Source organism: Salegentibacter flavus (assembly GCF_900115145.1).
GTDB classification, from domain to species: Bacteria; Bacteroidota; Bacteroidia; order Flavobacteriales; family Flavobacteriaceae; genus Salegentibacter; species Salegentibacter flavus.
Map to the genome: position 1 here is coordinate 129,593 of NZ_FOVL01000005.1, position 15,805 is coordinate 145,397.

Annotated in this window: 15 protein-coding genes; 8 read left to right on the forward strand and 7 right to left on the reverse strand. The window is 39.3% G+C overall.

Features of this window, described 5'->3' with window-relative positions; genetic code table 11:
* Positions 1–78: 78 nt before the first annotated feature.
* From BM266_RS05935 to BM266_RS05950, 4 genes are all read right to left on the reverse strand, one after another.
* On the reverse strand, positions 79–786 hold the full coding sequence (locus BM266_RS05935; protein WP_093407111.1) for a YiaD family glycine zipper/OmpA-like lipoprotein: 708 nt from the start codon (positions 784–786) through the stop codon (positions 79–81).
* 16 nt (positions 787–802) lie between these two features.
* Positions 803–1,285, reverse strand: coding sequence for a lipocalin family protein (locus BM266_RS05940; RefSeq protein ID WP_093407113.1), 483 nt, complete (start codon positions 1,283–1,285; stop codon positions 803–805).
* Between the two features lie 91 nt (positions 1,286–1,376).
* Positions 1,377–1,538 (reverse strand): DUF1328 domain-containing protein, encoded by a 162-nt coding sequence (locus BM266_RS05945; RefSeq protein WP_093407116.1) that lies wholly within the window; start codon positions 1,536–1,538, stop codon positions 1,377–1,379.
* 130 nt (positions 1,539–1,668) lie between these two features.
* A complete protein-coding gene (locus BM266_RS05950) occupies positions 1,669–3,675 on the reverse strand; it encodes an alpha-ketoacid dehydrogenase subunit alpha/beta (protein ID WP_093407118.1) in 2,007 nt (668 codons plus the stop codon).
* Between the two features lie 141 nt (positions 3,676–3,816).
* Here BM266_RS05950 and BM266_RS05955 point away from each other — a divergent pair, with 141 nt between their 5' ends.
* From BM266_RS05955 to BM266_RS05980, 6 genes are read left to right on the forward strand one after another with little or no spacing between them, the layout of a single operon-like run.
* Positions 3,817–4,767 carry an isopenicillin N synthase family dioxygenase gene (locus BM266_RS05955; RefSeq protein ID WP_093407221.1) on the forward strand — a complete coding sequence of 317 codons (951 nt, stop codon included), beginning with the start codon at positions 3,817–3,819 and terminating at the stop codon, positions 4,765–4,767.
* A 4-nt stretch (positions 4,768–4,771) separates the two neighbouring features.
* The gene (locus tag BM266_RS05960; protein ID WP_093407223.1) at positions 4,772–5,128 is read left to right on the forward strand and encodes a translation initiation factor; all 357 of its coding nucleotides are present in this window, start codon (positions 4,772–4,774) and stop codon (positions 5,126–5,128) included.
* A gap of 27 nt (positions 5,129–5,155) precedes the next feature.
* Complete coding sequence (locus tag BM266_RS05965) at positions 5,156–6,088, forward strand: DUF1835 domain-containing protein (RefSeq protein ID WP_093407121.1); 933 nt, start codon at positions 5,156–5,158, stop codon at positions 6,086–6,088.
* Between the two features lies 1 nt (position 6,089).
* The gene (locus BM266_RS05970) at positions 6,090–6,980 is read left to right on the forward strand and encodes a nucleoside phosphorylase (RefSeq protein ID WP_093407123.1); all 891 of its coding nucleotides are present in this window, start codon (positions 6,090–6,092) and stop codon (positions 6,978–6,980) included.
* 47 nt (positions 6,981–7,027) lie between these two features.
* On the forward strand, positions 7,028–9,085 hold the full coding sequence (ppk1, locus tag BM266_RS05975; RefSeq protein WP_093407126.1) for a polyphosphate kinase 1: 2,058 nt from the start codon (positions 7,028–7,030) through the stop codon (positions 9,083–9,085).
* Positions 9,082–9,936 (forward strand): substrate-binding domain-containing protein, encoded by an 855-nt coding sequence (locus BM266_RS05980; protein ID WP_093407128.1) that lies wholly within the window; start codon positions 9,082–9,084, stop codon positions 9,934–9,936. Before ppk1 ends, BM266_RS05980 begins: the two co-directional genes overlap by 4 nt.
* 3 nt (positions 9,937–9,939) lie before the next feature.
* Here the strand turns inward: BM266_RS05980 and BM266_RS05985 are convergent, their stop codons facing one another.
* Positions 9,940–10,605, reverse strand: a complete 666-nt coding sequence (locus BM266_RS05985) for a uracil-DNA glycosylase (protein WP_093407131.1) — start codon at positions 10,603–10,605, stop codon at positions 9,940–9,942.
* Positions 10,606–10,652: 47 nt separating this feature from the next.
* Here BM266_RS05985 and BM266_RS05990 point away from each other — a divergent pair, with 47 nt between their 5' ends.
* Positions 10,653–12,839, forward strand: coding sequence for an endonuclease MutS2 (locus BM266_RS05990; RefSeq protein WP_093407133.1), 2,187 nt, complete (start codon positions 10,653–10,655; stop codon positions 12,837–12,839).
* A gap of 2 nt (positions 12,840–12,841) precedes the next feature.
* Positions 12,842–13,255: a thiol-disulfide oxidoreductase DCC family protein gene (locus tag BM266_RS05995; RefSeq protein WP_093407136.1), complete on the forward strand. Its 414-nt coding sequence runs from the start codon at positions 12,842–12,844 to the stop codon at positions 13,253–13,255.
* On the opposite strand, the gene BM266_RS06000 is transcribed toward BM266_RS05995, so the two are convergent.
* Together BM266_RS06000 and aroC are read right to left on the reverse strand one after the other, a co-directional pair.
* Positions 13,252–14,604, reverse strand: a complete 1,353-nt coding sequence (locus BM266_RS06000) for a dicarboxylate/amino acid:cation symporter (protein WP_093407138.1) — start codon at positions 14,602–14,604, stop codon at positions 13,252–13,254. The two genes, BM266_RS05995 and BM266_RS06000, sit on opposite strands and share 4 nt — an antisense overlap.
* Before the next feature lie 23 nt (positions 14,605–14,627).
* Positions 14,628–15,692: a chorismate synthase gene (gene aroC, locus BM266_RS06005; RefSeq protein ID WP_093407141.1), complete on the reverse strand. Its 1,065-nt coding sequence runs from the start codon at positions 15,690–15,692 to the stop codon at positions 14,628–14,630.
* Between the last annotated feature and the right edge of the window lie 113 nt (positions 15,693–15,805).

Here is a 15,805-nt window from a genome sequence, read left to right on the forward strand (position 1 = left end):
GGTTTGAAGATACTTAAAACAAAAATAAAATCCCGGCCAGAAGCCGGGATTTAAGATAAAATTATAGTATGATAAGGCCTAATTCTGGTCTTCTTCAGCGGCAGCCTTTCTTTTGGCTTCTTCTTTTAATTCTTCATTGGCTACAATGGCCAGCTCTACCCTACGGTTCTTAGCACGTCCCTCGACAGTGCTATTGTCGTATTTAGGTTGAAGTTCTCCATACCATTTGGTATCAAATCTTCCGCTGGCAAGACCCTGTCCTAATAAATAATTGGTAACGGCCTGGGCTCTGTTTTTTGAAAGAGTAAGATTATAACTTTCACTTCCTGTATTATCAGTATGTCCTTCAACAAGGATATTGGAATCAGGATACTCTTTAAAGATATCGGCTAACTTATTCAGAGTTTCCTGGGATCTTGAGTTTATATTGTATTTCTCTGTGTCAAAATAAACCCCACTGGATTCATCAAAAGTTACATTAATACCTTCCCCTACTCTTTCTACTTCTGCTCCAGGAATTTCTTCTTCTATCCTTTGCGCCTGTTTATCCATTCTGTCACCAATAATGGCACCGGCAGTTCCACCTACTACTCCACCAATAATGGCTCCAAGAGCGGTGTTTCCGTCTCCGGTATTGTTACCTACAACACCGCCAATTACCGCACCACCGGCTGAACCGATTACAGCACCTTTTTGTTTATTACTTGCATTCTTAGTTGCTTCACAGCCAAACAACATCGTTGCGGCAAAAAGTAAAGCGAACATTCTATTTAATTGCATCTTCATATCTGTATTATTTATATTAATTTTTAGAAAAGTTCATTCGAATCACAAATGGAGAACCATCCAGACTAACTGTTTGTTCCCAAACCATTTGTGTATCACTTAAAGATCTAAGATTTAATCTGAAACCTTGATTTCCAGTTGTAGATTTGTAATTTTCATCGGTTGGTTTCAGTAAGAAATCATAAATACCTTCCGGGGTATTTTCTTCGTCTATAGACCACATGAAGTTGCGTTCTCCTCCATCACAGTTGATTCCCTGTACCCTGTAAGTTCCGTGGTTATTGTTTGAGATAAAATCCCAGGTACTACCTTCGAAGCAATCGGCGGAGGCATCATTTAATAAGGTTACATTAAACTCACCCGAACTGTTAGGATAGGTTACGCTGGTTAATGTCCAGTCTCCATTAAAGGTTTTTCTGGCTTCTCTTGCTGTTTTACTTGGGCCACAGGCGGTAACCAGCAATAAGGTTATGGATACTAATACTAATAGTTTTTTCATGGTTTTGGTATTATTTTAAATATAAAAACCCAATGCAAGCTCTGGACCAAACCAAAAAACCACATTGGATTCAAGATTATAGTAGATTAAATTATCTTCGGAATAATCGACTGATTAATGAGATAACCAGAAGTACGATAAATATGTAAAAAATGATCTTGGCAATATCAGCGAAACCTTCTGCAATGCCCCCAAAGCCAAAAATAGCGGCCACTAAAGCAATGATTAAAAAAATAACGATTAAACGTACCATAATATTAGATTTATTGATTAGTTATGAACTAAATTACAGTAGCAACCCAAGGTCAACAAAAGATTATTACTTATTTAACAATAGGTCCGTTAAGGTTTCTTAATAATGAGGTAAAACTCTTTAATTAATGCTAATATTCAATTAATTCCTTTAGCCTGGCTTTAAATCTTTCCTTTGGAAGAAACTGGGATTCAAGCTGGGAAGCGAAGGGTATTGGGGTTTCTAAGCTCCCAACTCTGAACACCGGGGCGTCTAGATATTCAAAACATTCTTCCTGAATTAAAGATGCTATCTCTGATGCCAGACTACCAAATAAGGTGTCTTCCGTAAGTACCATGGCTTTACCTGTTTTTTTAACCGATTCAATAATAGCATCCTTATCCAGCGGTTGCAGACTTCTGAGATCAAGAAGATCAGCTTCAGCGTAATTTAATTCATCCAGAATTTCCATTGCCCAGTGAACCCCTGCTCCATAAGTGATAATACTGATCTTTTCCCCTTCACGAAGTAGCGAAGCTTTTCCGAAAGGCAAAGTATAATAATCTGTAGGAACTTCCTGCCGGATACTTCTATATAATGCCTTGTGCTCAAAGAAAAGAACCGGATTAGGGTCATTAAATGCGGTATTTAAAAGGCCTTTGGCATCATAAGGAAATGCCGGGTAGATTACTTTCAAGCCCGGTGTTTTGAGAAACCAGGCTTCATTGGTCTGGCTATGGAAGGGTCCCGCCCCTACTCCTGCTCCACAGGGCATTCTTATAACTACATCGGCATTTTGGTTCCAACGGTAATTGGTCTTCGCCAAATAGTTTACAATGGGATTAAAGCCAGAGCTTACAAAGTCGCCAAATTGCATTTCTACCATAGCTTTCATCCCGTTAATAGATAATCCCATTCCAGCACCAACCACCGCCGATTCACAAATTGGAGTATTTCTTACTCTTTCGCTGCCAAATTCCGCCAGAAGCCCATCGGTGATTTTAAAAACTCCCCCATAATCTGCGATATCCTGGCCCATTAAAACAAGGTTTTCATGTTTTGCCATAGATTGCTTCATGCTTTGGGCAATAGCGTCGATCAATCTTAATTCCTGAGTCTCTCCTTTTGGTTTAACTTCTTCATAATCAACGATCTTATACACATCATTTAACTCCTTGCTCTCATTAGAAGAGACGGGCTTTTCAGAAAAGGCAATCTTTAAATTTTTATCGATTTCAGTTTTAATTTCCGCGATTAACTCATCATTGAATTTTTGATCGAGCAAGTCTTCCGACATTAAATAATTTCTGAAATTAATTACCGGATCTTTTTCTGCCCAGTGTTGCATCAATTCTTCGGGTACGTATTTAGTTCCACTAGCCTCTTCGTGGCCACGCATTCTGAAGGTTTTAAATTCCAGTAAAACAGGTCTCGGATTTTCACGTACACTTTCGGCTATTTCATTCACGCGGGTGTAGACCTCGATAATATTATTCCCGTCTATAATATGGGATTCCATTCCATAACCAACGGCACGATCTGCGATGTCTTTACAGCGGTATTGTTCATTGGTAGGCGTTGATAATCCATATCCATTATTCTCAACACAAAAAAGTACCGGTAAATTCCAGACCGAAGCAATATTAAGTGCCTCATGAAAATCTCCTTCACTTGTTCCTCCTTCTCCGGTAAAAACAGCAGTAAGTTTTTTCTCCTTTTTAAGTTTATGAGCCAGTGCGATCCCATCTGCAACGCCAAGTTGAGGCCCGAGATGGGAGATCATTCCTATAATTTTGAATTCCTGGGTTCCGAAGTGGAAACTGCGATCCCGGCCTTGGGTAAATCCGTTCATTTTTCCCTGCCACTGAGAGAAAAGCCGGTAAAGCGGAATCTCCCTTCCGGTGAATACCCCCAGGTTTCTATGCATAGGGAGTATATATTCATTTTTGTGTAATGCTTTGGTTACAGCCACCGAAATCGCTTCTTGCCCTATGCCGCTAAACCATTTTGAAACCTTTCCTTGTCTCAATAAAATGAGCATTTTTTCTTCTATGAGCCTGGGTTTGAGCATCAGGCGATATAATTCCAACGATTCTGTTTTGGAAAGCCCTTCATTTTTATAGGCTATATTGGAAATTAAAGAGGTTTCTGTGGTCATGATTTGAGGATTTCAAGACCAAATGTAAATAAAAATCCCAAGTGTTTATAATGCTAATAAAAAAATAAACGCTCGACTTTTCCCCTAATTTTACTTAAATTCGTAAGTTGTTCTTATACATAAAAACACCAAAAAATGGCAATGAATAACATACCCAGCGTAAATCTGGCTGATTTTCTGTCGGATGATCCTAAAAGAAAACAAAAATTTGTTAATGAAATTGGTAAGGCTTACGAAGAAATTGGTTTCGTAGCTTTAAAAAATCATTTTTTAAGCGAAGAGCTGGTAGATGAATTATATAAAGAGGTGAAAGCATTCTTTAACCTTCCCCTGGAAACTAAACGTAAATATGAGATCGAGGGCCTGGCAGGACAACGAGGTTATATTTCCTTCGGAAAAGAGCATGCAAAAGGTAAAAAGGAAGGCGATCTTAAAGAATTCTGGCACTTTGGTCAGGAACCGGCCGAAGATGCAAATTTAATTGAAGAGTATCCTGACAATGTTCAGGTGGAGGAATTAAAGGACTTTAATCACGTAGGTATGGAAGCCTACCGAATGCTTGAAAAAACCGGAATTTATGTACTTCGTGCCCTGGCTTTGTATATAGGCCTTGATGAGCACTATTTCGATCATTGGGCGAGCAATGGGAACAGTATTTTAAGACCGATTCACTACCCGCCTATTACCGAAGAACCCAAAGGAGCTGTAAGAGCCGGAGCACACGGGGACATAAATCTTATCACCCTTTTAATGGGGGCGTCTACTGGAGGCCTGCAGGTACTTAGAAAAGATGGGGAATGGATAGATGCTATTCCACAGGAAGACGAATTAGTAATAAACGTTGGGGATATGCTGGAGCGCCATACCAATAATAAGCTGCGTTCTACCATTCATAGGGTAATAAACCCTCCAAAAGAAGAATGGGACAAGCCGCGTTATTCTATACCATTTTTTATGCATCCCCGCAGTGAAATGCCACTCAATTGCCTTGAAGAGTGTATAGATGAAGATCATCCAAAACAGTATGAAGATATTACAGCCGGTGAATTTTTACACCAACGCCTGGTGGAAATAGGCCTTGCAAAAAAATAAAGTTATGGCAAAGAAGAAGATGGGACTCGAAGATCTTGGAGGTTTCGTTTTTTCAACTAACGACGATTTTGATGAAAATGAAATCCACCAAGATGATAATACTGAACTCTTAAGCCCTGGTGAACAACGGCTGGAAGCACATTTCAGCAAAAAAGGCCGGGGTGGTAAAACTGTGACCATTATAAAAGGTTTTGAAGGTCCAGAGGAAGATTTGATCACTTTGGGAAAAAAACTTAAAAAAAGCTGTGGCGTGGGCGGCTCGGTTAAGGATGGAGATATTATCATTCAGGGGGATGATCGCGAAAAGATTATGAAATTGCTTCAAAAGGACGGATATAAAGTAAAAAAAGTTGGTGGTTAACTGTGCACCCTTATTTAAATAGCTGTTATGGAAGGTACCGCTTTACATATTACCAACGGTGATGAGCTTACTGAAGAAATGCTTGAGCTCAACCTGCCAGGGGAAGTAGTAATCTGGCGTGAAATGTTATGCGAAGGTCCTACCCTGCAAGAAGTTGGTAGCCAGGAATTTCTCAAACAGCGTAAAAAATTTCTAAAAAAAATATATGGGATTTCCGCAGAAGATTATGAAGAGAAGTTCATTTCTCAATTAAAGAAACTTAAGACTGCAAAAGATCACGATTATGTAGTATTGTGGTTCGAATTTGATCTTTTCTGCCATATCAATATGCTGGCTGCCATCAGTTATTATCTTAACCATAGAGAGAGTAAACCTTTTTTCCTGGTATGTAGTAAAAAATTAGAAGGTGAAAAGGAACAAATACCGCTTTCCCAACTTTCATCGAAGCAATTACTTAATCACTATGAAAACAGGATCGCTCTTAATGCTGATGATATTGAAATTGCTCTATTGATTTGGGAACTTTATTGCAGTAATAACCCTATGAAACTCAAGCAGCAAATCAAGACTACCTCCAATTTTGAGTATTTATCCAGTTGCATAAGAGCACATATAGAACGCTTTCCCAATTCGGAAAGCGGACTCAACACCCTGGAGCAGAATGTACTTAAACTTATTAAAAAATACGAGATCACCTCTTTAAATCAATTACTGGGATATGCCCTCCAATACCAGGGATATTATGGCTACAGCGATTTACAAATGCAACGCCTCATCGATAAGATTAAAGACTTCTTCCAAGTTATTAACAATAGAGTAAGCCTTACCAAAAAGGGAGAGTTAGCCCTGGAAAAGAAAAAGAATTTTTACGGAGAACTTAAAAATGAAGATTACCTGGGAGGCGCCAGAATGTATGATTTCTTATATGATTCTGAATCCCATCGCTTATTAAAACTATAGAATGAAAATTAAAGCTTCAGAATTAATATTAAACCAAAATGGAAGTATTTATCATCTAAACCTGCTTCCTGAGCATATTGCTGAAACTATAATCACCGTGGGAGACCCTAACCGGGTTGCAAGAGTTTCAAAGCACTTCGAAAAAATTGAACATAAAATAGAAAAAAGAGAGTTTCACACTCATACGGGATACTATAAGGGTAAACGCCTTAGTGTGGTCTCTACAGGTATTGGCCCCGATAATATTGATATCGTATTTAACGAGCTCGATGCCCTCGTAAATATTGATTTTGAAACCCGAAGTCCTAAGGAAAAACTCAGTACCCTCAATTTGATTAGAATAGGTACTTCAGGTTCCATTCAACCGGAAATTCCGGTGGATTCTTTTCTTATAAGCGAAAATTCCATCGGTTTTGACGGAGTCCTTCATTTTTATCAAAATGAAAATATTCAGGACCTTGATTTCGCTAAGTCATTTATGGATCATCTCAACTGGTTTGAAAAGAAATCAAGCCCATATGTAGTACCTGCCGATGAGGAATTAGTAAAAAAACTCTCTACCCAGGAAACCCATAAAGGGATTACAGCAACCAACATTGGTTTTTATGGGCCACAGGGAAGGGTGTTAAGACTTGCTTTGCAGGATGATGCTATGAATGACAAAATCTCATCTTTTTCCTATAAAGGTTTAAAGATCACCAATATGGAAATGGAAACTGCAACTATGTATGGCCTTGCAAAATTGCTGGGGCACCGTTCGGTTTCTATGAATGCTATTATAGCTAACAGAGCAACGGGAGATTTTTCAAAAGACCCCGGGAAAATAGTTGATGATCTGATTGTTTACACGCTGAATAAACTAGTACACCAGGCTGATTTAACAGAATATTAGAAACAGCACCATAGCCTAATTTGTATTTTTGGAGAAATCCATAACCTATGCAAGAAACTTCTGAGGACCTCCCTTTAATACATCGGGACCTTAACTGGCTCAGCTTTAACGAGAGAGTGTTACAGGAAGCCGAAGACAAAGTTAATCCTCTGTATGAGCGCATTCGGTTTTTGGCTATATTTTCATCGAATCTGGATGAATATTTTAGGGTTAGAGTATCTCAATTAAGGCAAATAAAACGGGTGGAAAAAAGTATCCGTAAAAAGCTTGCTCTTAAACCTACCAGGATTACCAAACAAATTATTGAAAAAGTAAAAAAACAGCAAGACAGATTTGGTAAGATCTATCATGGGCAAATTCTCCCTGAATTAGCCGAAAATGGTATTAACCTTATTGATCATCAACAGTTCAGTAAAGAGCAAAAGAAATATGTAGCTGATCTTTTTCAGGAAAAAATAGAGCCATTCCTCACCCCAAGAATTATCGATCTTAATAAGGAAAATGAACTCTTTCTGGAGAACTCGGTATTATATTTTATCCTGAGCTTTAAGGAGGAAAATGAATTGGGGGTTGTAAATCTTCCCGTACACAGCTGTGGAAGATTTATAAGCCTGGAAAGTCAGGGAGACGCATCTTTTCTAACTTATCTGGATGAAATTCTTCGCGGTGAAATTGCTCAGGTTTTCCCAGGTAAAGAAATCACTGGTATTTATGAGGTAAAGCTTTCTCGTGATGCAGAGCTATATATTGAAGATAAATATACCGGCGTACTTGCAGAAAAAATTTACGAATCTCTGGCGCAAAGAATGGATGGTCAACCAACCCGGCTATTGTATGATGCCGAAATGCCTTATAAGGTTCAAAAGAAAATAAGAAGATTACTTGACCTTGGGAAAATAGATATGATGCCCGGGGGGAGATATCACAACTTTAAAGATTTCTTTTCATTTCCCGATCCTACTAATAATCCGTCACTTAAGTTTAAGCCTATGACTCCAATTAAACATAGAGCGCTGGAGGAAAGCAGGGATTACTTCAAAACCATTACAGAGAAGGATCAATCGGTTCATTTCCCGTATATGTCTTTTAAATATGTCGAAAACTTCCTGGAACAAGCCGTTTCCGACAAAAATGTGACCGACATCAAGATATCTCTTTACAGGGTGGCTGATGAGTCTAAGTTAACCAGCAGCCTATTACAAGCTCTGGAAAACGGCAAGAATGTCACCGTATTTGTAGAAGCAAAAGCGCGTTTTGACGAGGAGAACAATATCATCTGGGGACGGAAATTCGAAGAAAAAGGCGCTAAAGTAATTTATAGTTATCCCAGGATCAAAGTACATTCAAAAATTATGTTGGTGACCCGTCGCGAAAATGATTCCTTAACCAATTATGCCTACATAGGGACCGGAAATTTTAATAGTGAAACTTCAAAGATCTATTGTGATCACGCAATCTTTACCGCCAATGAAAGCATTACTAAAGAACTCTCACGACTCTTTAAAGTTCTGGAAGGTGATTTGATAATCCCGAGGGAAAAGAACCTACTTATCTCCCCCTTCTCTACCCGGCAGCGTTTCAGCAAATTGATCTACAATGAAATGGATAATGCCAGGGAAGGTAAAAAAGCAAAGATTACTGCCAAGATGAACAGTCTTGAAGATCCCGAGATTATCGAACTGCTTTATAAAGCCAGCCAGGCCGGAGTCGAGATCAGGCTTTTAGTAAGAGGTTTTACCTGCCTTATTCCGGGTGTGAAAGGACTTAGTGAGAATATCTATATGACCAGTATTGTAGATCGTTTTCTTGAGCACGGCCGCATCTATGCATTTGAAAATGATGGAGACCAATTGTTCTTCTTCGGAAGTGCCGACTGGATGACCCGAAATCTCGATAGGAGAATTGAAGTTATTGCTCCTATTCTGGATGAAGATATAGTTAAAGAGTTTAAGGAAATCCTGGACATTCAACTTAGGGATAACGTGAAAGCCCGCATCCAGGATGAAGAAGAAAGCAATACCTACGTTAAAGCGAAAGAGGGTGAGAAAGCAATAAGATCACAGAACGAGATCTATAATTATCTTAAGAAAAAGCATTCAAAATGAAAACCATAAAAGTAGGCGGAGTGCCGGAACATTTTAATTTTCCCTGGCATAAATGCATCGAAGAAGGAAAGTTTCAGAAGAAAGGGATCAATGTGATCTGGAAAGATTTTCCTGGTGGTACAGGAGCTATGAATAAGGCCTTAAGATCTGGAGAAATTGACGCTGCCGTAATCCTCACCGAAGGAATTATAAAAGATATAATTGGTGGAAATCAAAGCAGGATCCTGCAATCTTATATAGGTTCCCCACTTATTTGGGGGATTCACGTCGCTGCCGGTTCCAAATATAACTCGGTAGAAGAACTTAAAGGAACTAAGGCTGCAATTAGTCGTTACGGTTCGGGCTCTCATTTGATGGCTTATGTAAATGCTGAAAGACATTATTGGGATATTAGAAAGGACCTCAATTTTGAGGTTGTTAATGATCTTGATGGGGCCGTGGAAGCCCTTAAAACCGATAAAGCCCAGTATTTTATGTGGGAACACTTCACCACTAAACCCTTGGTAGATAATCGCACTTTCAGATTGGTAGCAGATTGCCCAACGCCCTGGCCCTGTTTTATGATTGTGGCAAGAGACCAGGCAATAAAATATAATGCTGAAATACTTAAAACCATGCTTCAGGTTTTAAATGAAGAAACTTCAAACTTCAAAGACATCCCGGACCTTGCTAACATTCTTGCCGATAACTATCGCCAAAAACCGGAAGATATAGGGAAATGGTTGGAAATTACCAGCTGGAGTCAGGAACAAATAAGTGAGAAAGAAGTAGAAGCAGTTCAGGATAAATTATTAGAACTGGACCTTACTCCGAAGAAATTAAAATATTCTCAACTGGTTGCTTCATTGTAATTCTTACCAATCAATAGGTTTTTTTCCTTTTTTCTGGAGATATTTATTGGTTTGGCTAAAGTGTTTATTACCAAACCAATAACCTCTGTTGGCACTTAAAGGTGAGGGATGTCCGCTTGTTAAAACCAGATGTTTGGTTTGATCTATCAATTTCACTTTCTTTTGGGCAAAACCGCCCCAAAGAAGGAATACCACATTTTCTTTTTTTGCTGATATAATTCTGATGACACTATCTGTAAAAATCTCCCAACCTTTATTCTGATGAGAACCGGTTTCTCGTGCTCTCACACTTAGCGTGGCATTTAAAAGTAAAACGCCCTGGTCTGCCCAGCGCTCCAGGTTTCCTGAAAGCGGTATGGGTTTATTCAAGTCGTTTTCAATTTCCCTGAAGATATTCTTAAGAGAAGGTGGGAATTTCACACCATCATTTACCGAAAAACAGAGACCGTGCGCCTGTCCAGGGTTTGGATAAGGATCTTGTCCCAGGATAACTACTTTTGTGTTTTCAAAACCTGAATGCTTAAATGCATTAAAAATCAAATCCTGCGGAGGGAAACAAGTGTTTTCTTCATATTCCTGTTTAACGAATTGAAGTAGATTCTGAAAATATTCTTTCTTGATTTCCTCCTGTAATTCCTTTTTCCAGTCGGGTGGTAAGTCTAGCTTCATTTTAATTAAGTAAATTTGCAGCACTTCAAAAGTAGGGAAATTATTCTATGATTAAAATTGCACCTAAAAGCCTTATTGACCTTGAATTTCCGGTGGTTTGCGACCAGATATCAGAACTCTGTATCACAGGATTGGGAAAGGAAAAAGCCCTGAAAATTCAGCCTTTTCCTTCCTATTCCAAAACTATTTTTGGCCTTAACCAGACCAATGAATATTTAAGTTCCAAAACGCGGGAAAGCCGTATTCCAAATCATGGTTTCGATGCTGTGAATAAAGAACTAAGAATGTTGGAGATTGAAGAGGCTATCCTGGAAGTTGGGAGCTTCAGAAAAATCGCCAGCCTTTCTGAAACCGTGAATACTCAGCTTAAGTTTTTCAAAAAGTTTCAGGAATATTATCCGAGTCTTTATAAAACCACTTCAGAAATAGAATATACCACGGAAATTATCGACAAAATTGGCAATGTGATCGATAAATTCGGGGAAGTGAAAGATGATGCCTCTCCCCTTTTGCAATCGGTTAGAAGATCCATCAATTCGGTAAAGGGCCAAATCAATTCGAGCTTTGCCAAAGCCTTAAGCACTTATCATTCTTTTGGCTATCTTGATGAAATAAGGGAAAGCGTTGTAGAAAATGTTCGGGTGCTGGCTGTAAGTGCGATGCATCGCCGCAAAGTTAAAGGCGGAATTCTTGGAAACTCCAAGACCGGTAGTATAGTTTATATTCAACCCGAAGCAACTTACCAGTTTACCCGGGAACTCAATAACCTGGAATACGAGGAAAAAGAAGAAATAAAGCGAATTCTAAAAGAACTAACTGAATTCATAAGACCTTATAAAACCTTGCTGCAGGAATATCAGGAGCTTTTAAGCGAGATAGATCTTATTGCCGCAAAATCTAAATATGCTGAAAATATAAACGGGATTTTACCCAAAATCACCAAAGAAAGAGAACTTCAGTTAAAGGATGCCTATCACCCACTTCTTTATTTAAGTAATAAAAAGAAGGGAGATAAAACCTATCCCCAAAGCATTGAACTTGCCAGAGATAACCGAATTATAGTGATCTCAGGTCCAAATGCGGGTGGAAAAAGTATCACGCTAAAAACCGTTGGGCTACTTCAGCTTATGATCCAAAGCGGGATTCTCATTCCGGTGCATGAATACAGCCGGGTTTGTTTGTTTGATAAGATCCTTACCGATATTGGCGACAATCAATCCATTGAAAACCATCTTAGCACCTATAGTTACCGGCTTAAGAATATGAATTATTTTCTTCGGAAATGCGATGACAAAACGCTGTTCCTTATCGATGAATTCGGCACCGGAAGTGACCCGGAGCTTGGAGGCGCCCTGGCTGAAACTTTTCTGGAAGTTTTTTATGAGAAGGAATCTTTCGGAATCCTTACCACTCACTATGCTAATTTGAAAAAACTGGCAAATGAACTTCCGGATATGAGTAACGCGAATATGTTATTCGATTCACAGAGCCTGGAACCCATATATAAATTACAGGTTGGAGAAGCGGGCAGTTCCTTTACCTTCGAAGTAGCACAAAAAAACGGCATACCCTATAGCCTTATTAATCGTTCCCGAAAGAAGGTAGAGAAAGGAAAAATAAGGTTTGATAAAAGCATAGCAAACCTTCAAAAGGAACGTTCTAAACTTCAAAAAACAACAGATTCCCTTAAAACAAAGGAACAAAAGGCTGCAAAGGAGAAAGACAAATTAGAGGAAACCAATACCAGAATTCAGCAGAAACTGGAAAGCTTTCAGGATCTTTATGATAGCAATCAGTGCTTAATCTATATTGGACAGAAAATAAACGACATCAGTGAAAAGTATTTTCAGAATAAAAAGAAAAAAGAACTGATAGCTGAATTCATGAAATTCGTTGAGATAGAGAATTCCAAGCGTAAAAAGGAAACTAAAAAACAGCAGCAGGCCAAGAAAACCGAGGAGAAGAAAGTTCAGCAGGAAGTAAAGAAAAAGGTAGAAGTAATTCGTCAGAAGAAAAAAGAGGAAAAAGCCAAAATGACCGAAGCTGAACGCAAAGCTGCTGAAAAACCTAAGATCACTCCAAAATTGGGAGACCGGGTTAGATTGGAGGACAGTAAATCGGTTGGGACCTTAGACAAAATTGAAAAGGGAAAAGCTACAGTTAATTACGGAATGTTCACCACCCAGGTAGACCTAGAGAAACTCGAATTGGTGCAGGCAATGAAGAAAAAATAATTATGGAGATACCAAAGGATAAAAAGATTGTGCTTTTTGATGGGGTTTGTAATCTTTGCAACGGCGCCGTGACCTATATTATAAAACACGATAAAAAAGATATTTTCAGGTTTGCTTCTTTGCAAAGTGAGCTTGGCAGAAAACTGGTTTCTGAAAGAGGAATGGATCCCGATGACCTGGATTCTATAATTTTAATTGAACCCGGAGTTGCTTATTTCCGAAAATCTACTGCAGCCCTGGAGATTTCGAAAGACCTTTCCGGTGGAGCTTCTTTGCTTCAATATTTTTGGTTTATACCCGAAAGCCTTAGAGATGGAATTTATAACCTGATCGCCAATAACCGTTATAAATGGTATGGTAAGAAGGAGAGCTGTATGATCCCAACCCCTGAATTAAAGTCTAAATTCCTGGATTAAGCTTTTTCTTTCTTCTCCAATTCTGATTCTTTTTCTTCGGCATTGGTATCTGGATGATAATTATCATCCCATTCCTTCACATTTGGTGGCCCCATTTTGTCAACCGACTTAGCGACCATTAAAGAAACAGCGGCATCACCGGTTACGTTTACCACAGTTCTGCACATATCCAAAGGTCTGTCTACCGCAAAAATAAGCGCCAACCCAGCTTCCGGAATTCCAGCCTGAGCAAGCACTATTACCAGCATTACCATTCCCGCTCCGGGAACAGCAGCCGAGCCAATAGATGCCAATGTGGCCGTAGCGATGATTCCGAGCTGAGCTCCAACACTTAAGTCCATTCCAAAAGCCTGTGCGATAAAAACAGCTGCAACTGCCTGGTAAAGGCTGGTTCCGTCCATATTAATAGTAGCTCCAATTGGCAGGACAAAGCTGGTAACTTCCCTGCTCACGCCCATATGCTCTTCTACTCTTTCCATAGTTACCGGTAAAGTCGCAGCACTCGAACTGGTTGAAAAAGCCAGTAATTGTGCGGGTACAATTCCATTAACAAAGAATGATGGTTTGTTTTTAGTTACAATCCATACCAAAAGAATATAAAATCCAATCATTACGGTCAAACCAATTAAAACGGTTATTCCATACATTGCAAGAGCAGCAAAAAGATCGGTGCTTGGAGATTCTACTACCAGGGCTGCTAAAAGTGCAAATACACCATAAGGTGCTGCAAGCATTATGAGATCGATCATCTTTAGGATCACTTCGTTAAAACCATCAAAGAAATCCTTTACCGGTTTGGCTGTTTTTTCAGGAATAAGAATTAGTCCGATCCCAAAGAAGATCGCGAAGAAAATTACCTGCAACATATTGGCATTATCACCCGCTGCGGCAAAAATATTATCGGGGACTATATCTACTAAGGCTTGTAATGGTCCCGATTCCCTTTGTTGATCTGCAGAGGCTTTAACCCCCGAAGCATCTCCTTCATAACTTGTAATAAGATCCTGCTGGGTTTCTGCGGTAATGGCGTTTCCGGGTTTAATTAGATTGACCAGTCCTAAACCTATAGTCACCGCAACTATTGTGGTAAAAATATAAATCCCGATAGTACGAGCTCCCATCTTAGAAAGCTTGGAAATATCCTTAAGATCTGAAATTCCTTTTATCAGGGAACCCAAAATAAGTGGCACTGCAATAAGCTTAAGGGCATTGATAAATATTGTTCCAAAGGGTTTTATCCAATCTCCAATAAATTCAGATCCCCAGCTAAAATTGGTAAGGATTAGCGCGAAAACAACTCCGGCAGCCATTCCTAATAAAATCTGCCAGTGCAGTGCGAGTTTCTTCATAATAGTTCTATTTCAAATTTGGGTTATAGTTTAGAAATCTTATTTTGAAGCCAAAAATCAGCGATTACCAAAGCGGCCATGGCCTCTACAATAGGTACAGCTCTTGGAACTACACAGGGATCGTGGCGACCTTTACCCTGCATTTCCACGGTTTGACCTTCAGCATTAATTGTTTCCTGATTTTGCATGATTGTCGCTACAGGTTTAAAAGCAACATTAAAATAGATATCCATTCCGTTAGAAATTCCGCCCTGCACGCCTCCGCTCAAATTGGTTTTAGTACTGCCATCAGAATTAAAGAGGTCGTTATGTTCACTTCCCTTCATTTTGGTGCCTTCAAAACCACTACCGTACTCAAAACCTTTTACAGCATTGATGGATAACATCGCTTTTCCAAGCTCGGCGTGAAGCTTATCAAACACTGGTTCTCCCAAGCCTTTAGGAACATTTTTAATAACGCATTGCACGGTTCCTCCTACCGTATCCCCGGCTTTTCTTATTTCCTTAATATAGGCTTCCATTTTTGCTGCGGAAGCCTTGTCGGGGCAGCGTACGGGATTGCTTTCAATAAGACTGAAATCAATTTCATGCGGGCTTTTATCTAGTTTAATATTCCCAACTGAAGCTGTATAAGCGTAAAAATCAATTTTGTTTAAGAGCTGTTTGGCAATAGCACCTGCCACAACCCGGGAAGCGGTTTCCCGAGCCGAAGACCTTCCTCCTCCCCTGTAATCCCGAAATCCATATTTTTCATCATAGGTATAATCGGCATGACTAGGGCGATAGGTATCTTTAATATGTGAGTAATCTTTTGACTTCTGGTTGGCATTACGAATCATAAATCCTATAGGGGTTCCCGTGGTTTTTCCTTCGAAAATCCCGGAAAGGAATTCTACAGTATCCGGTTCCTTTCTTTGAGTAACTATGGCAGACTGTCCAGGTTTTCTACGGTTTAATTCGGTTTGAATAGCTTCCAGGTCAAGTTGGAGTCCTGCAGGACATCCGTCTAAAATTCCTCCAATTGCCGGGCCGTGTGATTCCCCAAATGTGGTAAGTTTAAATAATTTTCCAAAGGAATTTCCCGCCATGCTTTCGATTTTGAACAAATGTAATTTTTTAAGCCAATATTTAAAAATCTAAGACTAATTAAAAAAACTCTCTGATTTCTCCAAATTCCCCTTGTATTTAGCGGCTTAACCAA